The following is a 20,578-nucleotide window of genomic DNA, read 5'->3' as shown; positions in this document are numbered from 1 at the left end:
GGGGCGCGGTGGCAGCCCGGGACTGCGGGGCATTTTATGCGGCGTCCAGGCATGCTCCCTGTCGCCCGCGGGCGGGGCTTCCCCGCGTCACCTGCGCGACTCCACAGGATCCAGTCCATGGCTTACAGCATCGATCTCTCCGGCCGCGTGGCCTTCGTCACCGGCGCCTCCAGCGGGCTCGGCGCCCAGTTCGCGAAAACGCTGGCGCGTGCCGGCGCCGCGGTGGTGCTCGCGAGCCGCCGCATCGAGAAGCTCAAGGAGCTGCGCGCGCGCATCGAGGGCGAGGGCCACGACGCCCACGTGGTCGAGCTCGACGTGACCGACATCGCGAGCATCAAGGCCGCCGTGGCGCGCGCCGAGACCGAGGTCGGCCCGATCGACATCCTGGTGAACAACTCGGGCGTGAGCACCACGCAGCGCCTGCAGGACGTGACCCCCGACGACTACGACTACATCTTCGACACCAACGTGAAGGGCTCCTTCTTCGTGGCGCAGGAGGTCGGCAAGCGCATGCTGGCGCGTGCACGGGGCACCGCGCCGGGCACCTACATCGGCGGGCGCATCATCAACATCGCGTCGGCCGCGGCGCTGAAGGTCATGCCGCAGATCGGCACCTACTGCATGAGCAAGGCGGCAGTGGTGCAGATGACCAAGGCCATGGCGCTCGAATGGGGCCGCTTCGGCATCAACGTCAACGCGCTGTGCCCGGGCTACATCACCACCGAGCTCAACGAGGAGCACTGGAGCACCGAAGGCGGCGCCAAGCTGGTCAACATGCTGCCGCGAAAGCGCGTGGGCAAGCCCGAAGACCTGGACGGCCTGATCGTGCTGCTGGCCAGCGGCCAGAGCCACTTCGTGAACGGCGCCGTCATCGCGGCCGACGACGGGTTCGCGCTCTGAGCCCGCGGGCCTGGATCGGCATTGCCGCCGGCCTGGGCGCGGGCGCGCTGTGGGGCCTGGTGTTCGTCGCGCCGCGCATGGTGGGCCACTTCGGCATGGTCGACATCACCGCTGCGCGCTTCCTGGTGTTCGGCGCCATCTCGGGGCTCGCGCTGTTCGCGCGGCCGGCCGCATCGCGCTGGCCGACTGCGCAGCAGGCGCTCGCGGCGCTGGGCCTCAGCGTGCTGGGGTTCAGCGGCTACTACCTGCTGCTGGTCTTCGGGATCCAGGCGGCGGGCACGGAGGTGCCCAGCCTCATCATCGGCACGATCCCTGTCTGGATGATGCTGCTGGGCCGGCCCGCGGGCCTGCGCATGAGTGCGCTGCTGCCTGGGCTGCTGCTCACGGGCGCGGGCATCGCACTGATGATCTACGGGGCATGGTCGGCGCAGCACGGCGCGGGCTCGGAGACCGGCGCCCGCTTCGGCTGGGGCATCGCGCTGGCGGTGGCCTCGATGGCGAGCTGGACGGTGTACGGCCTGCTCAACGCCGCCTGGCTGCAGCGCCACACCGAACTCAATGCGACCGACTGGGCCAACTGGCTCGGCGTGTCCACGGGCCTTGGCGCCTTGCTGCTGTGGCTCGTCGCAGGCAGCGACGCGGCCACGCTCAAGGATCGGCCCGACGGCATGCTCTTCGCATGGATCGCGCTGGCCAGCGGCTTCGGCTCCTCCTGGCTCGCGACCATCCTCTGGAACGTGGCGAGCCAGCGACTGTCGGCCAGCCTCTGCGGGCAGCTGATCGTGAGCGAGACGCTGTTCGCGCTGCTCTATTCCTTCGTCTGGGACGGCCGCTGGCCGCAGGCCACCGAGTGGGCCGCGGCGGCGCTGTTCGTGCTGGGCATCCTCGCATCCATCAAGGCGCACCGATGAGAATCGAAATCCCCGAAAAGAAGAAGCTGGTGTACGAGACGTCCATTCCCATCCGCTGGGGCGACATGGACGCCATGGGCCACCTCAACAACGGCACCTACTTCCGCTACCTCGAGACGGCGCGCATCGACTGGATGCACTCCATCGGCTTCGAGCCGCAGCCCGACGGCGAGGGCATGGTGATCGTCAACGCCTTCTGCAACTTCTACCGCCAGATCGAGTACCCCGGCAACGTGCTGCTCAAGATGTACGTGAGCGACCCGGGCCGCACCACCTTCGAGAGCTGGGGCACCATGGCCCGCGAGGAAGAGCCCGACGTCATCTGCGCAGCCGGCGGTGCCACCACGATCTGGGTCGACTTTCCGAAGCAGAAGGCGATGACCTTGCCCGACTGGCTGCGCGCGCTGGTGAGTGCCGACTGAGAGGAGCGCAGCCGGTCCGACGCCGGCAGCTTCTTCTTGCCGAAGCCCGCGCTGCAGCACCTCGTGAAGGAGGTGGCGGCGATGTATGGCGCCCATCCGCTTGGCTTCGACGATTCCCGTGACCTCGTGTCGAGGAAGGAAGCCCCTCGGCGCCGAGGTCGCGCCGGCCGGCCGATCAGGCCTGCTGCAGCACGATGCGGGCCTCGAAGCCCTGCGTCGCGCCCGGCGGCGGGGAAGAGAGCTCCAGCCGGCCGCCGTGCTTCTCGACGATCGTGCCGACGATCGAGATGCCCAGCCCGTAGCCTGCCCGGTCGGAGCTGTGGCGCACATGGCGCTCGCGCAGCGTGGCGAGCTGTTCGGGGGTGACGCCCTTGCCCGAATCGCGCACGGCCAGCGTGCACGGCGCCATCACCTCGATGACGACGCGGCCGCCGCCGTAGCGCAGCGCGTTCTCCACCAGGTTGCGCAGCGCGATGGCAAGCGCGTCCACGTCGCCCAGGACCTCCGGCGACGCGGTGTCGGGCACCTTGAGCATCAGGCGCTCGGTGTTCTGCGGGTCTTGCCAGAAGTCCTGCGCCACGGCGCCTGCGAGCTGCACAAGGTCGACCTGGTTGCGCGTGAACGAGGCGCCAGACTCCGCGCGCGATAGCTGCAGCAGCTTCTCGGTGCGGTGGCTCAGGGTGCGCAGCGCGTCGAGCGCGGCCTGCACGTCATTGCGCCTCAGGTCGTGGTCGAGTGCGGTCTGCAGCCGCAGGCGGGCCGCGGCCAGCGGGGTGCGCAGCTCGTGCGCGGCATTGGCCGCCAGGGCGCGCTCCACGTCCAGCGAATGCGACAGCCGCTCCAGCAGCCGGTTGAGGTGGTCGCCCACGGTGCGCAGCTCCCTCGGCAGCTCGCCGGGCAGCGCGATCGGCCTCAGGTCGGCGCCGCTGCGCTTCTCGATCTCGGCGGCCAGTTCCTGCAGGACCCGGAGCTCCGTGCGCGCCACGTTGCGCAGCACCAGCGCCAGCAGCGGCAGCACCGCGCCGAGCGGAATGATCAGCCCGAAGAGCGTGCGGTTGAGCGCGTGGCGCCGCTCGTCGAGCGGGTCGGCCACCTGGAAGAACAGGCCCAGCGTGGGATGGCGCACGGTGTAGATGCGCCAGCTCGAGTTGTTCGCGAAGCCGGCGGCCAGCGGCACGTCGAAGGTGTCGGCGGGAGCCTCGGCGGAGCGCAGCAGCACGTGCTCGTGCGGGTCGACGATCTGGTAGATCACCGCGTCTTCCGAGAAGAGCTGCTTGGGCGCGATCAGCGGCTCGCGCGGCTGCTGGGTGCCCGAATGCTGCAACCGCTCCAGTTCCTGCACCGCCATCGCGAACATGCGGTGCGAGACCTCGATGAGCTCGTTGTCGAAGTTGTGGTTGATCTCGCGGTCCACATACCAGACCACTGCGAGCACGCACAGAAGCCACACGCCGCCGACCCACAGGATCAGCGTGCGGGTCAGCCGCCCGGCGAGCGACTGGCGGCCGGCGAGGAAGCTGCTCGTGCTCAACGGGCAGTCTCCGAGCCGCGGGAGCCTTTGGCCGTTCGCGCGGCGCTCATTCGTCCTCGTCCGAGGACGACAGCCGGTAGCCCAGGCCGCGCAGCGTCTGGATGTGGCTGCGGCCGAGCTTGCGCCGCAGCCGGCTGATGAAGACTTCGAGCGTGTTGCTGTCGGCCTCGTCGCCGAAGCCATAGAGGGCGTCGGCGAGGTTCTCGCGTGTGTGGATGCGCTCGGGCCGGGTGGCCATCACGCGCAGCAGCGCCCATTCCTTCTGGGTGAGGGTGATAGGCGAGCCGCTCTTGCGGACCATGTCGTGCGCCAGGTCGATCTCGAGGTTGCCCAGCTGCAGCACCGGCGAGCTGTTCGAGCTGCGCCGCCGCTCCACCGCGCGCAGGCGCGCCAGCAGCTCGGCCGGGTCGTAGGGCTTGATGAGGTAGTCGTCGGCGCCGGCGTCCAGCCCGCGGATGCGGTCGGTCACCTGGTCGCGCGCGGTCAGCACGATGACGATGGGGCGCTCGGGCAGGGCGCGCACCTGCGGCAGCAGCGAGAGGCCGTCGCCGTCGCCCAGGTGCAGGTCGAGCAGTACCGCCGCGTACTGCACCGAGAGCAGGGCGGCGCGGGCATCGGCCAGGCTGGGCGCCACGTCGACCACGAAAGCCTTGGCGAGCAGGTAGCTGCAGACGGCGTCTGCCAATGCGGTGTCATCTTCGACAAGCAATATGCGCACGCCATGTCCTTTCAACGAGAAAAAGAGTCTAGCGTCCCCGAAAAAGCCGCCCCGAAAGCCCGCCCCCCGCGGGCTTTCCGGTCAGATTCGGTTCAGGTTGCTTCAGGCTCGGTTCATTCCGCAAACGTAGGCTCGCGGCTGTTTGTCAGTCCCGCCTGCCTCCATGACCCGTCCCACCCTTCTCCGCCTGTGGGTTTTCACCCTTTTCGCATTCGCTGCGCTGATGGCGTGGGACGCGACCGGCGGCGATCTCTTCCTGGCGCGCTTGGCGGGCTCGCACCTCGGGTTCGCGCTGCGCGAGAACCCCTTCATGGTCCACGTCATGCATGAGGGCGCCCGCAATCTCAGCTGGGCCCTGGTGGTCCTGCTGTTCGTCGCGATCCGCTGGCCCTTCGGCGTGCTGCGGCGCCTCGATACCGCCTCCCGCGTCCAGCTGGCCCTGACGGTGCTCGGCTCGGTGATCGCGGTCAGCATGATCAAGCACGCGAGCCACACCAGCTGCCCCTGGGACCTGCAGGAATTCGGCGGTGTCGCGCGCTACGTGTCGCACTGGTCGTGGGGCGTGAGCGACGGCGGCCCCGGCGGGTGCTTCCCGGCCGGCCACGCCTCGGCGGCGTTCGCCTACCTGGGCGGGTACTTCGTGCTGCGGCGGGCATCGGCCCGCGCGGCGACGATCTGGCTGTGGACGGCCATGGCCGCGGGCCTGGTACTGGGCGTGGCCCAGCAGCTGCGCGGCGCGCACTACATGAGCCACACCCTCTGGACCGGCTGGGTCTGCTGGACGGTGGGCCTCGTCATCGACACGGCCGTCGCGCGCTTCGGCTCGCGCGGCACGGCCACGGCGGTCCCGGCACATGCAGGGCCTTGATTTCGCGCTCTTCGGGCTGATCAACGCCGGCCCTTCGGTGGCGCCATGGAGCCTGGCCTTCGCCGAGTTCTGCTCCGACCTGCTGCCAGCCATGCTCACGCTGGCCATCGGCTTGCGCGCCTTGTTCAGCCGTCGCTGGCGCTATGCGCTGTTCACCGTGCTGCTGAGCGTACTGGCCGCCTGGATCGTGGTGACCGTGATCCGGTCCCTGGCGCCGATTCCCCGGCCGGCCTTCTACGGGCTGGGCATCCAGTGGGTGCCGCAGGGCGTGCGGCCGGGCTTCCCGAGCATGCATGCGGCCGGTACCTTCGCCGCGGCGTTCGCGCTGTGGTGCCTGCCGTCGCGCTTGCCCATGCTGGCGGCGCTGGTCGTGGCGGCGTTGGTGGCATGGAGCCGGGTGTACCTCGGCCTGCATTTCCCGTCCGACATCGTGGCGGCGACCATGCTCGGCGCGCTGGTGGCGATCGTGGTGGAGCGGGGCATCAGCCGGCCGCTGAGCCAGGCTGCATCGGGCGCCCTGGTGGCGCGGCGGCGCTCGGCCAGATCGAGGCTGCGCAGGGCGGCGAGTCTGAACACGGACTGAAGGGGCAATTCAGCCTCGCTTCAGCCGGGCTAGTTACATTCGCGAGATGTCTGTTTCGCGAATTTCGCCTGTTCCCGTGGAACAGGCGGGTACTCCTGAGTCCAAAACACCACAGTTGCCTCCCTCCGGCGCCCCGTGGACACGGTTCGACCTCTGGTTGCAGCGTCCGCGCTCGGCGGCCCTGGTCGTCCTCTGGCTCAGCCTCTATCTGGTATTGACCACGAACTGGCCGCTCTGGAACGAGCTGGCCCGCATCGGCGGCGCGCCCAGCAGCTACATGTCCACGGTCGTGTCGATGAGCCTGCTCACGCTGTGCGGCTCGGCGGCCATCCTCTCGTTCACGGCCTGGTCGCGCTGGATGAAGCCGCTGTGGCTGCTGGTGGTGGTGCTGGCCGCGGTGGTGCAGCACTACATGCTCCAGTACCGCGTGGTGATGGACCCCAGCATGATCGCCAACGCGCTGCAGACCGACCCCAACGAGGCGCGCGACCTGCTGAGCTGGCGCATGGCCTTCAACGTGGCGGTGGTGGTGCTGCCGGCGGCCTGGCTGATCTGGCGGGTGCGCGTCGTGCCCATGCGCATCCTGCCCAAGCTCGCGCGCAACGTGGGGCTGCTGCTGCTGTCCGTCATCGTGGCGGTGGGCACCGCGGTGGCCATGAACCGCGAACTGGCGCCGCTGATGCGCAACAACGTTCACCTGCGCTACATGATGAATCCGATCGCGTCGATCTATTCCACCGGCTCGCTCTTCATCAAGCCTCTTTTCAAGCGCAGCGGCAAGCTGGTCTCCATCACCGCGGGAACGGCGCTGGGCGCGAGCTATGCAGCGCAGACCAAGCCGCCGCTGTTCGTGGTGGTGGTGGGCGAGACGGCGCGTGCCGACCATTTCGCCCTCAACGGCTACGCCCGCGACACCACGCCCGAGCTGGCCAGGCGCGGCGTGCTGAGCTACCGCGAGGTGCGCTCCTGCGGCACCAACACCCTGGCTTCGGTGCCCTGCATGTTCTCGCCGCTGGGCAAGGAAGGCTACGAGTCGCGCAAGGACGACTACGAAACCCTGGTCGACGTGCTGCAGGCCGCCGGCCTGGCCGTGTTCTGGCTCGACAACCAGGCCGGCTGCAAGGGCGTGTGCGAGCGCATTCCCAACGCATCGGCCTTCGCCGGGCTCGACCCCGCCACCAAGAAGGCGCTGTGCGACGGCGACGAGTGCCTGGACGACGTGATGCTCAAGGGCCTGGACGAGCGCATCGCCGCGCTGCCTGCCGAGCGCCGCGCCAAGGGCGTGGTGCTGGTGATGCACCAGATGGGCAGCCACGGGCCCGCCTACTACAAGCGCTCCGCGCCCGACGTGAAGCGCTTCCTGCCCGAGTGCAAGACCAACGCCCTTGCAGACTGCGCCCACGCCGAGCTGATGAACGTGTACGACAACTCGATCGTGCAGACCGACCGCTTTCTCGGCCAGACCATCGACTGGCTCAAGGCACAGTCGAAGCAGTACGACCCGGCGATGCTCTACATCAGCGACCACGGCGAATCGCTCGGCGAGTTCGGCCTGTTCCTGCATGGCGTGCCCTACAGCTTTGCGCCCGACGCGCAGAAGCACGTGCCCATGATCACCTGGTTCAGCGAAGGCATGAGCGAGCGGCGCAAGCTCTCGCGCTCGTGCATGGAAGCGGGGCTCGACGCGCCGCTCACGCACGACAACCTCTACCACACGGTGCTGGGCGTGATGGACGTGACCACGCCGACCTACAAGCCGGCGCTGGACGCGCTGGCCTCCTGCCGCGGCAAGGGCTGAGGGAAGCGGGATCGGGCTGCCGGCTGCAAAGGACGCGAAGATTCCGCGAAGAGCGCGAAAGAGCCCGACAAGAATCCGGTTCTCTCTTCTGCGCCCTCAGCGAAAGCGTCGCCCGCGTCCGGCTGCTCGTTCTGGTTCTTCAGCCTATTTCTTCTCGCGCGGCACCCGCCCCATCAGGAAGAACTCGTTGTTCGGCTGCATGCCGCTGAAGCTGGCGAGCCGGTTGCTCAGCCCGAAGAAGGCGGTGATGGCCGCGATGTCCCAGATGTCCTCGTCGTCGAAGCCGTGGGCGTGCAGCGGCGGGAAGTCGCTGTCGTCGATCTCGTGGGAGCGCTCGCAGACCTTCATCGCGAAGTCGAGCATCGCGCGCTGCCGCAGCGTGATGTCGGCCTTGAGGTAGTTCACCGCCACCTGGTCGGCCACCAGCGGCTTCTTCTCGTAGATGCGAAGCAGCGCGCCATGGGCCACCACGCAGTAGAGGCACTTGTTGGCCGCGCTGGTGGTGGTCACGATCATCTCGCGGTCGCCCTTGGTGAGCGAGCCTTCCTCCTTGAGCATCAGCGCGTCGTGGTACGCGAAGAAGGCGCGCCACTCCGCGGGGCGGCGCGCGAGGGCCAGGAACACGTTGGGCACGAAGCCGGCCTTTTCCTGCACCGCGAGGATCGCGGTGCGGATGTCCTCGGGCAGGTCTTTCAGTTCGGCGAGGGGGTAGCGGTCTGCGGCCATGTCTGTCTCCGTCGTGGTTTGTTTGCCTTGACGGATCATCATAGTTCCGCAGATGCGCAGGGCCGGCCTGTGAGACGGACGCAGCCGAGGCCGGGTCCTATTTCAGCGCCTTGCCCTGCGTGGCGCCCAGCGGCGTGTGCAACTGCGAGCTCACCCACGAGCCCGTGTTGTCGTCGCGCCCCTGCAGCAGGTAGCGCGTGTCGGCCTTGCCGTAGTTCTGCACCGCCATGGCGGAGAACTTGCCGATGTCGGTCTTCGGATCGCGCAGGCGGTTGACGATCAGCACCTTCTTCGTGTCGGCGAAGTCGGCCATCATGTTCTGGTCGCCTTCGCTGTCGCCGGCCACGAAGCTGGGGCCGTAGCCGTACTTGCTGACCAGGAAGCGCCGGATGTTCTTGGTCTTGCCCGGGCCCTGCGTCTGGTCGTAGCCGCGGCGGAACTCGGGCTGGATCATGCCGCGGGCGTCGCGCTCCAGCTCCATCGCGAGCACGCGCTCGGGCGGGTTGTTGTAGCCGAAGGCCGGGTTCGACGAGATCTCCTTGATCACGTCGACGAAGGAGGCCGAGCACACCCACACGTCGAAGCCCGCGTTGCGGAACGCGGCATACAGCTGCTGCATCTCGGGCTGCAGGCGAAGGCCGTTCTTCCAGCTCACCGAGACCACGCCGGCGCGTCCCGGCAGGGCCGCAGGCGAAGTCCACTTGACCTTGGTCACGGGCTCCTTCAGTTGCCAGGCCACGGTGTCGACCGTGAGCTTGCGCACCTGCGCCTCGGTCATGCCGGCGAAGAGGTAGGTGACCCACGGGTAGGCCGTGTCGTGGTCGAAGGTGTCGCCGATGGCTTCGTAGAGATAGCGCACCTTGGTGGTGAATGCGCCGTAGTGCGGGCTCAATGCGACCACGGCCAGCGACTGGTCGCCCTTCAGCCCCTTGTAGTTCTGGTAGAGCCATGTGTAGCTCGCGAGGATGTCCGGCACCACGGTGTCGATGTTCACCGGCTGGCCGGCCGCGTTGTTGTATGCGGGCAGGAAGTCCTTCTTCGGAATGTTCTTGCGCAGCGCCACCTCGAGCTGCGCGGGCGTGGCGCCGAAGACCAGGTTCTCCAGCTGGTAGATGAGCGCGGCTTCCTCGATGTCGAGGAAGACGCTGGTGTTGTCCCAGTCGAACACCACGTACGGCGGCTTCGCGGCGTCGTAGCCCGGGCTGCCCTTGCCCATGCTGGCGATCAGGCCCTCGATCTGCGCGCGGTTGAAGGCGTCCCAGTTCGCGGGGGCAAGGCTCTTTGCAGGCGTGAGGCTGGCACATCCAGCGGCGACGAGTGCGGCGGCCATGGGGGTGAGAAGGACGAGGCGGCGTTGCATGCTTTTCCTGTTTTGAGCTTTGCAGATTGAGATGAGCCCCAACCTACGCATCAGGCGTGCCAGGCTGTGCGTGATGAGCATGCATTGCGCCGCAAGGCGCGCTAAGCCGCGATGCGTTCTGCCTGAAGTTCAACAAAGTGCGCCACCCGCCGCACCAGCGCCCCATTTCCCCCGGCAGTCGCCGCGCTTGCCGCCGCATGAACGGCAACCGTCTCGCCGATAGCCACAATGATTTCTTCCGCCGCTGCAGCCGACAGTCCGAAGTGCGGCGCCGCCTCGCGCGCCAGGGCGAGGCTCGACGCGTGCTGCCCTGGAAGAATGGCGAGCTCCTGATAGCCCGTGTGACCGCCAAGCTGCATGACGAGATCGAAAGCCGGGGCCAGACGCCACCTTCCGTCGTCGCTGCGCAGCGCGCCATGGTTCTTGACGTGATCGTCGCTGTTCCCAACTGCCAGGTTGAACACCAGCCGCCGGAACAACTCGGTCAGGTCCTCTTGTGGCTGCGCAGAGATGCGCCGCAGCAGTTGGGCCAGTTCGACATAGCTGCCCCGGCTGGATTCATAAGGCACATCGAGCAGCGCCGACGCCGAGAGGTAGTGAAAGCGTCGCTCGTCTGTCACCGGTCCTGCGCGGTCGAAGCGCTCGACCAGCAAGGCATGCCCTGACGAGAGAGGCTGCAACAGGAAAGGTGGTACCTCGATTCCGCATGCATCGGCCAGCCAGAGCGTGGCCGCCTCGATCACTTCCACGTCGTGGTCGTCACCGCGCGATGCGAACTTGGCGATCCAGCGCCGACCCTCGTGCACAAACGCTGCCTTGGGACGCGCGCCGCCCAGGCTTCCGCCGCGCAGCAACAGATGCATGTCGGGGCCGACCTCCAGGCCTTGCTCGATGCGATGCGAGGCATCGGCGAGTTCCTGTAGCGACCGGAGTGCGACCGGTGGTTCGTCGCTGCGGATGGGCAGGGTTTCGGCGAACACCATCGCACCTACGCGGTCCTCGTTGGTCAACAAAAGCGCGTCGATGTCCGAGAGTGGCCTGCCCTGGCGTATTTCGAGCACCTTGCGTCCCCAACTGTCTGGCAGTGCGTCGCGCAGCGTGAGCGGCATGGCGCCGCCATCGCGGATGCGGCCCTCGGCCAGCACGAAGGCCGCGTCGCGCAGCGGCAGGTGCTCGGGGTTGAGCGGTGCAGCTTCCGGGTCTTCGAGGTAGCGCCGGCCGTAGGCGAATTCGCCGGACTCCATGACACCACGGCGAACGAGCTTCATCAGCCCGGCCGGTTGTACCTGCGCGCCGGTTCGGTGCGCAAGCCCGACGTAGACCCGCCGCTCGACTTCGCTGGCTTCAGAAGTCACGCTCGTCCTCCGCGATCACGCCCGCCGCGCCTTGCGTTGCCGACTTGCGCACCCGGCGTTTTGCCGCCAGTCCTGCAGGGGCGGGGGCGACGCTGTCCAGCGAATCGATTTCGCCCAAGAGCCACAACGCATGGGCCAGCAGACCGATGCTGGTGCCCGGCTTGCCGGATTCGAGCGCGCGCAGCGTGTTGGGGGAACACAGCAGTCGCTCGGCCATTTCGGCGACCGTCCACTCGCGATGGACCCTGTGCGCGCGAAGGCGCAGGCCCAGCTGTTCAAGGGGACGAGTTGTCTGAGAAGGCAGGGCCGAAAGGCTGTGGCTGCTTTTGGGCATCAATAAAATGACTGTTAACCGGCTTAAAAGTCATTTTATTGCATATTTTCTACTTGGGGAGGCCGTCCGCCCGGCCGATCTCGGGCCCGTGGCGCTGCTCCAGCACCGCGAGGTCGCTCTCGTCCTTGAGCCCGACGCCTGTCAGCCCCCTGCGCAGGGACTCTCGCATCAGCCATGCCAGCTTGAACGCGGCCGCGCCGTAGGGCAGTCCCTCGGGGCGCACGTTCGAGATGCAGTTGCGCTCGGCGTCGTGCCGGCCGCGCTTGGGCGTGTGGGTCAGGTAGATGCCGAGGCTGTCTGGCGAACTCAGGCCCGGGCGCTCGCCGATCAGCATGACCGACAGCGCCGCGCCGAAGAGTTCACCCACCTCGTCCGCCAGCGCCACCCGCGCCTGCGTGGCGATGACCACCGGGGCGAAGCGGATGTCGGGCGGCAGGTGCGTGCGCAGCGCGGCCAGCAGAGGCACCGCGTGGCGCGCGACGGCCAGCGAGGAGAGCCCGTCGCCGATCACGACGCAGACATCGCAGCCGTATCGCCGCTCGCCGAGGAGGCGGGTGGCGCAGTCTTCGTCGAGCTGGCGGCCGAAGTCGGGCCGGCGCAGGTATTCGGTGCGGTCCGCGGCACGGCTGCGCACGCGGGCCACTTCCCAGTGCTGCGCGGCGAGCGCCGACTCGAGTGCATCCACGTCGAGCGCGGCATGGATCGCGTCGCGCGCCATCGCATGGGCCCAGCCGAAGCGCAGCGTCTCGTCGGTCGGCATGCCCGAGCCGGCGCGCCCGAGCGCGAGCCGGGCGGGCGTGGCGGAGCGCCATTGCGCCCACGGGTTGGGGGTGACGGGCGATTCGGGGCTGCTCATGACGCCAATGCGGAAAGCCCGCTCATGTCGGCCAGCAGCCGGTTGGAGGAAGCGGGCGAGGGCGGGGCCAGCCTGCCGGCCGTATCGGTGATCTGCATGCGCTGCAGCCATGCCTCGAATTCGGGCGCGCGCTTAAGGCCCAGCGTGTCTCGCAGGAACAGTGCGTCGTGGAACGAAGTGCTCTGGTAGTTGAGCATCACGTCGTCCGCACCCGGGATGCCCATGATGAAGTTGATGCCCGCGGTGCCCAGCAGTACGAGCAGCGTGTCCATGTCGTCCTGGTCGGCCTCGGCATGGTTGGTGTAGCAGACGTCGCAGCCGATGGGCAGGCCCAGCAGCTTGCCGCAGAAGTGGTCTTCCAGCCCGGCGCGGATGATCTGCTTGCCGTCGTACAGGTACTCCGGGCCGATGAAGCCGACGACGGTGTTGATGAGAAAGGGCTTGTAGCGCCTCGCCAGCGCATAGGCGCGCGCCTCGCAGGTCTGCTGGTCGACGCCGAAGTTGGCGTTGGCCGACAGTGCGCTGCCCTGGCCGGTCTCGAAGTACATGACGTTGTCGCCCACGGTGCCGCGCTGGAGCGACAGCGCTGCGGCGTAGGCCTCGTCGAGCAGTTCGGGCGTCACGCCGAAGGAGAGGTTCGCCTTCTCTGTGCCTGCGATCGACTGGAACACCAGGTCGACCGGCGCGCCGGCTTCGGCAAGCTTGAGCGTGTTGGTCACGTGAGTGAGCACGCAGCTCTGCGTGGGAATCTCGAAGCGCTGGATGACCTCGTCGAGCATGTGCAGCAGGCGGCCGAGCACGGGCATGCTGTCGGAGGCCGGGTTGAGCCCGATCACCGCGTCGCCCGCCCCGTAGAGCAGGCCGTCGAGCGTGGAGGCGGCCACGCCGCGCAGGTCGTCGGTCGGGTGGTTGGGCTGCAGGCGCACCGAGAGATGGCCGGGCAGGCCGATGGTGTCGCGAAAGCGCGTGACCACGCTGCATTTTTTGGCGACCGATACCAGGTCCTGGTTGCGCATGAGCTTGGAAACTGCCGCGACCATCTCCGGCGTGAGGCCCGGTGCGAGCGCGGTGAGCGTGGCGGTGGTCGCCGCATCGGACAGCAGCCAGTTGCGGAAGTCTCCCACCGTGAGGTGCGACACCTGCGCGAAGGCCTGCGCGTCGTGGCTGTCGATGATGAGGCGCGTGATGTTGTCGCTCTCGTAGGGAATCAGCGCTTCGGTGAGGAACTGCCTGAGCGGCGTTTCGGCCAGCACGTGCCGCGCGGCCATCCGCTGCTGCGCCGTGGCCGCGCCGATGCCCGCGAGGTAGTCGCCCGAGCGGGCCGGGCTTGCGAAGGCCATGACCTGGCGCAGGTCCTCGAAGGCATAGCCCTGGCCGGCGATGGTGGTGCGATACAGCATCTTTCTGGAGCTTGCGCGGGTGTCAGCTGGTGGTGGTCGATGAAGACAACATCTCGTCGGGCGCTGCCGCGTCGCGCTGCCCCGACGTCAGCAGGAAGTAGCCGTAGGCGGCAGCCATCAGCACGACGAACAGCAGCGTGAGCATGCCGTTGAACCACACCATCGCGCCCAGGCAGACCACGCCGAGGCCGAGCGCGATGGCCGGGAACACGGGGTAGAAGGGCGCGCGATAGGTGCGCAGCAGGTCGGGCTCGCTGCGGCGCAGCTTGAAGAGCGCGGCCATCGAGATCAGGTACATCACGATGGCGCCGAGCACCGCCATGGTCACGATGTTGGCGGTGAGCGTCTGGCCGCCGAACTGCACCCACTCGTCGCTGAAGATGGCGATGACGCCGATCACGCCGCCGGCCAGCAGCGCACGGTGCGGCGTGTCGAAGCGCGGGCTCAGGCCGGCGAAGTAGCGCGGCAGATAGCCCGCGCGCGCCAGCGCGAATATCTGCCTCGAGTAGCCCATGATGATCCCGTGGAACGATGCGATCAGGCCGAAGAGGCCGATCCACACCAGCATGTGCAGCCAGCCGCTGTTGTCTCCCACCACCGCCTTCATCGCCTGCGGCAGCGGGTCGTTGATGTTGGCGAGCTTGCGCCAGTCGCCCACGCCGCCTGCGAAGATCATCACGCCGAAGGCCAGCACCACCAGGGTGACGATGCCGGTGGTGTACGCGATGGGAATGGTGCGGTGCGGATCGCGCGCCTCCTCGGCCGCCATGGCCGCTCCCTCGATGGCGAGGAAGAACCAGATCGCAAAGGGGATGGAAGCGAAGATGCCTGCGATGGCCGTGCCGTTCAGCACGCTGCCGCCGGCCCAGCCGTTGGCCACGAAGTTGGCCATGCTCCAGCCCGGGGTGACCACGCCCATGAACACCAGCAGTTCCACGATGGCCAGCACCGTCACGAAGAGTTCGAAGGCCGCGGCGATGCCCACGCCGATCCAGTTGAGCCCGATGAAGATCACGTACGCGCCGAGCGCGAACCACTTCGGGTTGATGCCCGGGAACTGCACGTTGAGATACGCACCGATGGCCAGCGCGATCGCCGGCGGCGCGAAGACGAATTCGATCAGCGTCGCGAAGCCCGCGACGAAGCCGCCGGTGGGGCCGAAGGCGCGGCGCGCGTAGGCGAAGGGACCGCCCGCGTGCGGAATGGCGGTGGAAAGCTCGGTGAAGCTGAAGATGAAGGTGGTGTACATGGTCGCCACCAGCACCGTGGCGACCAGGAAGCCGAGCGTGCCGGCCGTGTTCCAGCCGTAGCTCCAACCAAAGTACTCACCCGATATGACGAGGCCCACCGCGATGCCCCAGAGCTGGACGGGGCCGAGCACCTTCTTGAGATGGCCTGTGCCTGCAGGGGCCGGCGATGCGGCCGTGCCGGCGGCGGTGGTGGAGTTCATGCGACTTCCTCTCTTCGTGAATGTTGACAGTGCACATTCGCCAAAGCAAGGGCTGTTCCACCGTGGGCCTGCATGGCCGCTGGCCATAATCGAGGCCTCTCAATCCTCGAGGTGTTCCGTGAAGTCTCTTTTCTGTGCCGCCCTGGTTTCCTTCGCTGCCGTGCCCGCCGCATTCGCGCAGTCCGCGCCCGTGACCACGCCCAGCGGCCTGGTCTACCAGTTGATCAAGGAAGGCACCGGCGCGTCGCCCGCCGCCACCGACGTGGTCAAGGTGCACTACCGCGGCACCTTCCCCGACAGCGGCAAGGAATTCGACAGCTCCTACAAGCGCGGCGAGCCCACCGAGTTCCCGCTCAACGGCGTGATCCCGTGCTGGACCGAAGGCGTGCAGAAGATGAAGCCGGGCGGCAAGGCCAAGCTGACCTGCCCGCCCTCGATCGCATACGGCTCGCGCGGCGCCGGCGGCGTGATCCCGCCGAATGCCACGCTCAACTTCGAGGTCGAGCTGATCTCGGTCACGAAGCGCTGAGGCTTCGTCGGCAAGGAGCTGTCAGGGCTCAGCCTGGCTGGTACTGGTACAGCCAGGTCTCGGTGAGCGTCTGGTCGCCGTTCTTCAGGTACAGGCGCATGTCGATCGGCTCGTTGCCCTCGGGCGTGAAGTCGAACTGCGCGCGCCAGTGGCCCGGCACGCCGTTGGGCACGGCCTCGGCGAAGACGTACGAGAACTTGCCGCGCGCGGCCGTCAGCACCACCTCGGGCTTCACGCCGAAGGGCACGGTCGTCAGCGGCTGGCCGATGAACTCCACCATGAACTTGCGCACGCCCTGCGGACGCGGCTGGCCCGGCTGACCGCCGCGGCCGATGCGCGTGGCCACGCAGCGCGCCAGCGGCGAGGGAAACGGTTCCTGGTCGGTCCAGTGCAGCCGGTATTGCAGGCTGTAGCTGGTGCCGGCCTTCGCGTCGGCCTTGGGCACCCAGAAGGCGACGATGTTGTCGTGGATCTCGTCGTCGGTCGGGATCTCGATGAGCTGCACCGAGCCCTCGCCCCAGTCGCCCAGCGGCTCGATCCACAGGCTCGGGCGCTTCTCGTAGTTCACGCCGTCCTGGTAGTGGTCGAAGGCGCGGTCGCGCTGCAGCAGCCCGAAGCCGCGCGGCCTGGTGTCGGCGAAGGCCGATGCGCGCGTCTGCGTCGGGTTGTTGAGCGGGCGCCAGATGCGCTCGCCCGCGCCGTTCCAGATCGCGAGGCCGTCGGAGTCGTGCACCTCGGGGCGCCAGTCGATGGCGGTGGGCTTGGTGGTTTCCGAGTACCAGTACATCGAGGTGAGCGGCACGAGGCCCAGGCGGGCCACGTCCTTGCGCATGAACAGGCGTGCATCGATGTCCATGATGACGGCCTTGGTGCGCTGCATGACGAACTTGAAGACGCCCGTCACGCTCGGCCCTTCGAGCAGCGCGTAGACCGTCATCGAGGTCGTGTTGTTGGCCGCCGGCGTCTCGAAGTAGAAGCGGGTGAAGTTCGGGAACTCCTCGGGCCGGTCGGGCACCGCCACGTCCAGCGCGATGCCGCGTGCGGAGAGGCCGTACTGGTAGAGCTCGCCGATGGCGCGGAAGTACGAGGCGCCCAGGAAGGCCACCCAGTCGTTCTTCTGCCAGTCGAGCTTGCTCTGGTCGCCCAGGCGGCTTTCCTGCAGACGGAAGCCGGCGAAGCCCGCGCCCGGGGGCAGCGAGCGCGCCGGGCTGTCGGGCGGCATCGAGAAGTAGGAGGGGCTGTAGAGCACCTCCCGGGAGAAGACGTCGCCGTCGGCGTTCTCCAGCACGTTCATGCGCACCGGGGTCTGGAAGAAGCGCCCCAGGTGGAAGAAGGTGACCGGGAATGCGCCGGGCCCGTCGCGGAAGAGGGCGTTGGCCGGGTCGAACTTGATCTTGCCGTGCGCGTCGTAGTCGATGCGGTCGAGCACCTCGGGTGCAAGGGGCGTGGCAGCGGCATAGGGCTTGCCGGCCAGCGCCTTCGCCTGCGCGACCAGCGCGTCGAAGGAGAAGGGCGTGGGCTGGCTCAGCTGCAGGCCGTTGGCGGCGAGGGCCTCTTCGGGCAGTCCGAGGGCGGCAAGTGCGGCAGCGGCACTGCCGGCGGCAAGGAAGGATCGGCGATCAAGCATGTGGTTCTTGAGGGTTGCGAATCTCTTGGGGGAAAGACGGAGGGACGGTGGAGTGCAGAAACGATATGGCATTTTCCGCGACCGTAAACACCCTCGGATCATGGCCTTATCGGAGCGCGGCCCGCGTCAGCCGATCCGCGCAGCGCGCGCCGGACAAAACCGGCAATTCGCAAAATTGTGCGTTTATGTATCGGCGCCGTCCGTCGCCTTCAGTTCGTAGAGCGCATAGAGCGGCACGCCCAGGAACAGCATGACCATCGGCGCGAACAGGGTGTAGGGCAGGCCGAAGCCTTCGAGCACGCGGTAGGCGCTCTCGAGGCTCAGGCGCGGATGGGGCTGCGTGAGTTCGGCCGTGCGGCGGATGCCCCACTTGAACTCCGCCCCGGTCACCCGCACCGAGGGATGCTGCCTGCCGCGCCCCACCGCGAGCCAGCACATCGCGTCGAAGGCGAGCACGGAGCCGGCGGGCGCGCGCTCGCCGAATGTCGCGAGCACCGCCTGGACCTGCCCGGGTTCCAGGTACATCAGCACGCCTTCGGTGAAGAGGAAGACGGGTTGCGCATCGCGCTTGCGCGGCAGGCCCAGTTGATCCCACCACTTGGCTGCGCTCAGGTCGAACTCGCGCACGTCATGGCGATCGCCGGGCTCGGGAAGCAGCGCGCGGCGCAGTTCGAGCACTTCGGGCAGGTCGGCATCGGTCATGCGCGACCTGCCGTCGTCGAGCCACTGGAAGTAGTGGCTCAGCCCGCAGCCCATGTTCACGATGCGCGCTCCGGGGTGCTGCTTGAGGAACTCCTGCGCCAGGCTGCGGAAGCGCCGCGTGCGCGAGAGGATGCCGTAGATGGTGGCCCGGTCTTCGGGCAGCGGATCGCCCTCGTCGCGGATCTGTTCGAGGACGCCCGCGGCGTACGCGTCGCGCACGGCCACCTGCGGGAACATCGCGTCGCCCGAGGCACGCGCGGCCAGGGGAATCCGCAGGGTCGAAGGAACGGCGGACAGGCGGCGGACGGATTTGCGGGCGGTCATGGATGCTGGAGCTGCGCTTCGCCCAAAGTCTGGCCGCTCCGGCACACCGGGGCAAGTCAGTCTTTGGTAGCGGTCGGTACGGCGGGCCGGGATCGATGCAGGTTCCGGCCGGACCCCGGCATCAGTTGCCGGCAGGCTTGCCGCGCTGGCGTGCGAGGTGCCGGTAGATCGTGCTGCGATGGATGCCCAGCCTGCGCGCGGCCTTCGCGACGTCGTGGTCGCAGGCCTTGAGCGCCTCGTCGAGCGCCTGGCGCGTCATGGCCTGCAGGGGCGCCGCGTGCGGAGCGGTCGGCATCGGCGATGGGTCGGCAGGCTGCGCCTGATGGTCCTGCAGATGCGGCGGGAGCATTGCCGCCGTCACGCAGTCGCCCGCATCGGCCAGCGCCACGATGGAGCGCAGCGTGCTGCGCAGCTCGCGCACGTTGCCCGGCCAACGGTAGGCTGCCAACGCTTCCAAAGCATCGGCCTCCAGTTGCAGATGCTTCGCCGCGCCGCCCGCCTCGAGGAACAGCCGCGAGATCAGTGCATGCCGATCGTCGCGCTGCCTCAGCGCCGGCAGCGTGACGGTGAAGCCGGCCACGCGGTACATCAGGTCGGCGCGGAAGCGGCCGGCCTCCACCAGCGAGGGCAGGTGGCCGTGGGTTGCGCAGACCAGGTCGAAGTCCACCGGCACGCCCTGGCCGCCGCCCAGCGGCGTGACCACGCGCTCCTCCAGCACGCGCAGCAGCCGCGTCTGCAGGGCCAGCGGTATCTCCGCGATCTCGTCGAGGAACAGCACGCCGCCGTCGGCCTCTCGGATGCGCCCGGCCATGCCCTTGCGCCTGGCCCCGGTGAAGGCGCCCTGCTCGTAGCCGAAGAGTTCCGATTCGATCAGCGTCTCGGGCAGCGAGGCGCAATCCACCGCGACGAAGGGGCCTGCGCTGCGCCGGCTGGCAGCATGCAGCCGGCGCGAGAACACCTCCTTGCCGCTGCCGGTCTCGCCGTTGACCAGCACGGAGACGCCTTCGTTGAGCACCCGCACGGCCTTGTGCAGCAGCGGCTGCACGTCGTCGGCCTCGGTCACGGCCTGCGATGGCACGCTGCGCCGCCGGGTCGCACGTGGGCTGCCCGGCGTGCCCGAGCGCTCCATCACCGTCGCGATCTGCCGTCCGCCCGGCAGCGTGAGCAGGCCGCGCCGGTGCTCCATGCGCGGCCAGTGCGGGCCGAGGAAGTCGTCGGCGTCCAGGTCGAGCAGGTCTTTCCGGGAGCGGCCGAACAGTTCGAGCGCCACGCGGTTGGCCGCGACGATGCGCCCGCCGTCGATCACCATCAGCCCCTCGCGCGCCGTGCCGATCAGCGCCGGCCGTGCATGGAAGCGCAGCACGTGGCCGCCGGCCTCGGCCAGCATCATGCGGTGCTCGACCTGCTGGGCCGCCATGCGGACCAGTCCGAGCGCGTGCGTGTTCACGCGCACCGTGTCGCCAGAGATGTCGAGCGCGCCCGCGAGCTCGCCGCGTCCCGTGAAGATGGGCGCTGCGGCGCAGCCGAGTCCGCCGTTCTGCGCCAGGTAGTGCTCGCCGCCCAGCACCATCAGCGCTTCGCGCTCGGCCAGCGCGGTGCCGATGGCGTTGGTGCCCCGGTGGTGCTCCGACCATTCCACGCCCGGCTGCAGCGCGATGCGCTGGGCCTTGGGCAGGAAGTCGGGGCTGCCGATCTCTTCGAGGATCAGCCCGCTGGCGTCCGACAGGATCACCACGCAGCCGTTGCCGATCGCATGCTCGGCCAGGCCGTCGAGCTCGGGCTGCGCGCAGTTCAGCAGGCGCATGGCCTGCTCGCGCCGTTCGCTCAGCAGGGAGAGCGCCATCGGCTCGGGGTCGACGGCCTGGTGGTCGACCGGGCGGCTGCGCTGCCAGGAGCGCGAGATGTGCGGGGCGATCCAGGGCACGGGGTCGGCGCCCTGTTCGAAGAAGAGCTCCCGGGCCTGTGCCACTGCGATCGACGGCAACTGCGCTTGTGCACTCATGCGTGTCTCCGATGGTGTTTCGCCTTGTGCGACATCGTAGTCGCCATGTTCGCCCGAACATGTCGCAGATTGCGAATGAAAACCCGCTGCCGGGGCCGCCTCCCCTCGGTAGGGCGCTCAGGGAATCTACCGATCCGGCCGGGTACGCGGCTTGCGCTTGAGCGTGCGGCCGCCGCATGTCG

General features: G+C 68.4%; 19 protein-coding genes. 7 read left to right on the top strand and 12 right to left on the bottom strand.

From position 1 onward, the window contains the following. Window positions 1–117: 117 nt before the first annotated feature. Genes FHY06_RS06625 through FHY06_RS06615 form a run of 3 tightly spaced genes read left to right on the top strand, consistent with a single transcriptional unit; the run spans window position 118 to window position 2,233 of the window. A complete protein-coding gene (locus tag FHY06_RS06625; protein WP_019651975.1) occupies window positions 118–900 on the top strand; it encodes an SDR family oxidoreductase in 783 nt (260 codons plus the stop codon). 20 nt (window positions 901–920) lie between these two features. Further along, complete coding sequence (locus FHY06_RS06620; RefSeq protein ID WP_311733672.1) at window positions 921–1,811, top strand: DMT family transporter; 891 nt, start codon at window positions 921–923, stop codon at window positions 1,809–1,811. After that, complete coding sequence (locus tag FHY06_RS06615; RefSeq protein ID WP_019651977.1) at window positions 1,808–2,233, top strand: acyl-CoA thioesterase; 426 nt, start codon at window positions 1,808–1,810, stop codon at window positions 2,231–2,233. Before FHY06_RS06620 ends, FHY06_RS06615 begins: the two co-directional genes overlap by 4 nt. Before the next feature lie 175 nt (window positions 2,234–2,408). Here FHY06_RS06615 and FHY06_RS06610 read toward each other — a convergent pair whose 3' ends face one another. Next, window positions 2,409–3,764 carry a sensor histidine kinase gene (locus FHY06_RS06610; RefSeq protein ID WP_132751428.1) on the bottom strand — a complete coding sequence of 452 codons (1,356 nt, stop codon included), beginning with the start codon at window positions 3,762–3,764 and terminating at the stop codon, window positions 2,409–2,411. A gap of 46 nt (window positions 3,765–3,810) precedes the next feature. After that, complete coding sequence (locus FHY06_RS06605) at window positions 3,811–4,482, bottom strand: response regulator (protein ID WP_019651979.1); 672 nt, start codon at window positions 4,480–4,482, stop codon at window positions 3,811–3,813. A 163-nt stretch (window positions 4,483–4,645) separates the two neighbouring features. On the opposite strand from FHY06_RS06605, the gene FHY06_RS06600 reads away from it, so the two are divergent. The 3 genes from FHY06_RS06600 to FHY06_RS06590 are packed head-to-tail and all read left to right on the top strand — an operon-like array spanning window position 4,646 to window position 7,731. Next, window positions 4,646–5,350, top strand: coding sequence for a phosphatase PAP2 family protein (locus FHY06_RS06600; protein WP_184603983.1), 705 nt, complete (start codon window positions 4,646–4,648; stop codon window positions 5,348–5,350). Then, window positions 5,337–5,933: a phosphatase PAP2 family protein gene (locus tag FHY06_RS06595; RefSeq protein ID WP_184603981.1), complete on the top strand. Its 597-nt coding sequence runs from the start codon at window positions 5,337–5,339 to the stop codon at window positions 5,931–5,933. The genes FHY06_RS06600 and FHY06_RS06595 overlap by 14 nt, the downstream gene beginning before the upstream one ends. 46 nt (window positions 5,934–5,979) lie before the next feature. After that, the gene (locus FHY06_RS06590; RefSeq protein WP_184603979.1) at window positions 5,980–7,731 is read left to right on the top strand and encodes a phosphoethanolamine transferase; all 1,752 of its coding nucleotides are present in this window, start codon (window positions 5,980–5,982) and stop codon (window positions 7,729–7,731) included. Window positions 7,732–7,875: 144 nt separating this feature from the next. On the opposite strand, the gene FHY06_RS06585 is transcribed toward FHY06_RS06590, so the two are convergent. The 7 genes from FHY06_RS06585 to eat form a co-directional block, all read right to left on the bottom strand. Continuing rightward, complete coding sequence (locus FHY06_RS06585) at window positions 7,876–8,457, bottom strand: peroxidase-related enzyme (protein WP_184603975.1); 582 nt, start codon at window positions 8,455–8,457, stop codon at window positions 7,876–7,878. Between the two features lie 97 nt (window positions 8,458–8,554). Continuing rightward, entirely contained in the window at window positions 8,555–9,817 is a 1,263-nt protein-coding gene (locus FHY06_RS06580) for an HAD family hydrolase (protein WP_184603972.1), read from the bottom strand. 101 nt (window positions 9,818–9,918) lie between these two features. Next, entirely contained in the window at window positions 9,919–11,172 is a 1,254-nt protein-coding gene (locus tag FHY06_RS35035; RefSeq protein ID WP_145758753.1) for a type II toxin-antitoxin system HipA family toxin, read from the bottom strand. Next, on the bottom strand, window positions 11,162–11,506 hold the full coding sequence (locus FHY06_RS06570; RefSeq protein ID WP_019651986.1) for a helix-turn-helix domain-containing protein: 345 nt from the start codon (window positions 11,504–11,506) through the stop codon (window positions 11,162–11,164). The genes FHY06_RS35035 and FHY06_RS06570 overlap by 11 nt, the downstream gene beginning before the upstream one ends. Window positions 11,507–11,555: 49 nt before the next feature. Continuing rightward, window positions 11,556–12,362 carry an ethanolamine ammonia-lyase subunit EutC gene (gene eutC, locus FHY06_RS06565; protein ID WP_184603970.1) on the bottom strand — a complete coding sequence of 269 codons (807 nt, stop codon included), beginning with the start codon at window positions 12,360–12,362 and terminating at the stop codon, window positions 11,556–11,558. Then, a complete protein-coding gene (locus tag FHY06_RS06560) occupies window positions 12,359–13,762 on the bottom strand; it encodes an ethanolamine ammonia-lyase subunit EutB (RefSeq protein WP_184603968.1) in 1,404 nt (467 codons plus the stop codon). The genes eutC and FHY06_RS06560 overlap by 4 nt, the downstream gene beginning before the upstream one ends. Before the next feature lie 22 nt (window positions 13,763–13,784). Next, window positions 13,785–15,212, bottom strand: a complete 1,428-nt coding sequence (gene eat / locus FHY06_RS06555; protein ID WP_019651989.1) for an ethanolamine permease — start codon at window positions 15,210–15,212, stop codon at window positions 13,785–13,787. A 118-nt stretch (window positions 15,213–15,330) separates the two neighbouring features. On the opposite strand from eat, the gene FHY06_RS06550 reads away from it, so the two are divergent. After that, complete coding sequence (locus FHY06_RS06550) at window positions 15,331–15,741, top strand: FKBP-type peptidyl-prolyl cis-trans isomerase (protein WP_184603965.1); 411 nt, start codon at window positions 15,331–15,333, stop codon at window positions 15,739–15,741. Between the two features lie 28 nt (window positions 15,742–15,769). Here the strand turns inward: FHY06_RS06550 and FHY06_RS06545 are convergent, their stop codons facing one another. The 3 genes from FHY06_RS06545 to FHY06_RS06535 all read right to left on the bottom strand — a co-directional run bounded on the left by FHY06_RS06545 (window position 15,770) and on the right by FHY06_RS06535 (window position 20,396). Then, window positions 15,770–17,368 (bottom strand): OpgD/OpgG family glucan biosynthesis protein, encoded by a 1,599-nt coding sequence (locus FHY06_RS06545; protein WP_126182247.1) that lies wholly within the window; start codon window positions 17,366–17,368, stop codon window positions 15,770–15,772. A 183-nt stretch (window positions 17,369–17,551) separates the two neighbouring features. Further along, complete coding sequence (locus tag FHY06_RS06540; RefSeq protein WP_184603962.1) at window positions 17,552–18,394, bottom strand: class I SAM-dependent methyltransferase; 843 nt, start codon at window positions 18,392–18,394, stop codon at window positions 17,552–17,554. Between the two features lie 121 nt (window positions 18,395–18,515). Then, complete coding sequence (locus FHY06_RS06535) at window positions 18,516–20,396, bottom strand: sigma-54-dependent Fis family transcriptional regulator (RefSeq protein WP_184603959.1); 1,881 nt, start codon at window positions 20,394–20,396, stop codon at window positions 18,516–18,518. Between the last annotated feature and the right edge of the window lie 182 nt (window positions 20,397–20,578).

Origin of the sequence: Variovorax atrisoli (assembly GCF_014195185.1) — a bacterium.
GTDB classification, from domain to species: Bacteria; Pseudomonadota; Gammaproteobacteria; order Burkholderiales; family Burkholderiaceae_C; genus Variovorax; species Variovorax atrisoli.
Note: the sequence above shows the minus strand (reverse complement) of the source record. Positions and strands in the feature narration are given on the sequence as shown.

Excerpts from the sequence above, each read along its gene's own strand:
- eat (WP_019651989.1), bottom strand. The coding sequence starts at position 15,212 with ATGAACTCCACCACCGCCGCCGGCACGGCCGCATCGCCGGCCCCTGCA.
- FHY06_RS06540 (WP_184603962.1), bottom strand. The coding sequence starts at position 18,394 with ATGACCGCCCGCAAATCCGTCCGCCGCCTGTCCGCCGTTCCTTCGACC.
- FHY06_RS06615 (WP_019651977.1), top strand. The coding sequence starts at position 1,808 with ATGAGAATCGAAATCCCCGAAAAGAAGAAGCTGGTGTACGAGACGTCC.
- FHY06_RS06595 (WP_184603981.1), top strand. The coding sequence starts at position 5,337 with ATGCAGGGCCTTGATTTCGCGCTCTTCGGGCTGATCAACGCCGGCCCT.
- FHY06_RS06545 (WP_126182247.1), bottom strand. The coding sequence starts at position 17,368 with ATGCTTGATCGCCGATCCTTCCTTGCCGCCGGCAGTGCCGCTGCCGCA.
- FHY06_RS06535 (WP_184603959.1), bottom strand. The coding sequence starts at position 20,396 with ATGAGTGCACAAGCGCAGTTGCCGTCGATCGCAGTGGCACAGGCCCGG.
- eutC (WP_184603970.1), bottom strand. The coding sequence starts at position 12,362 with ATGAGCAGCCCCGAATCGCCCGTCACCCCCAACCCGTGGGCGCAATGG.
- FHY06_RS06570 (WP_019651986.1), bottom strand. The coding sequence starts at position 11,506 with ATGCCCAAAAGCAGCCACAGCCTTTCGGCCCTGCCTTCTCAGACAACT.
- FHY06_RS06600 (WP_184603983.1), top strand. The coding sequence starts at position 4,646 with ATGACCCGTCCCACCCTTCTCCGCCTGTGGGTTTTCACCCTTTTCGCA.
- FHY06_RS06580 (WP_184603972.1), bottom strand. The coding sequence starts at position 9,817 with ATGCAACGCCGCCTCGTCCTTCTCACCCCCATGGCCGCCGCACTCGTC.
- FHY06_RS06590 (WP_184603979.1), top strand. The coding sequence starts at position 5,980 with ATGTCTGTTTCGCGAATTTCGCCTGTTCCCGTGGAACAGGCGGGTACT.
- FHY06_RS06560 (WP_184603968.1), bottom strand. The coding sequence starts at position 13,762 with ATGCTGTATCGCACCACCATCGCCGGCCAGGGCTATGCCTTCGAGGAC.
- FHY06_RS06625 (WP_019651975.1), top strand. The coding sequence starts at position 118 with ATGGCTTACAGCATCGATCTCTCCGGCCGCGTGGCCTTCGTCACCGGC.
- FHY06_RS06585 (WP_184603975.1), bottom strand. The coding sequence starts at position 8,457 with ATGGCCGCAGACCGCTACCCCCTCGCCGAACTGAAAGACCTGCCCGAG.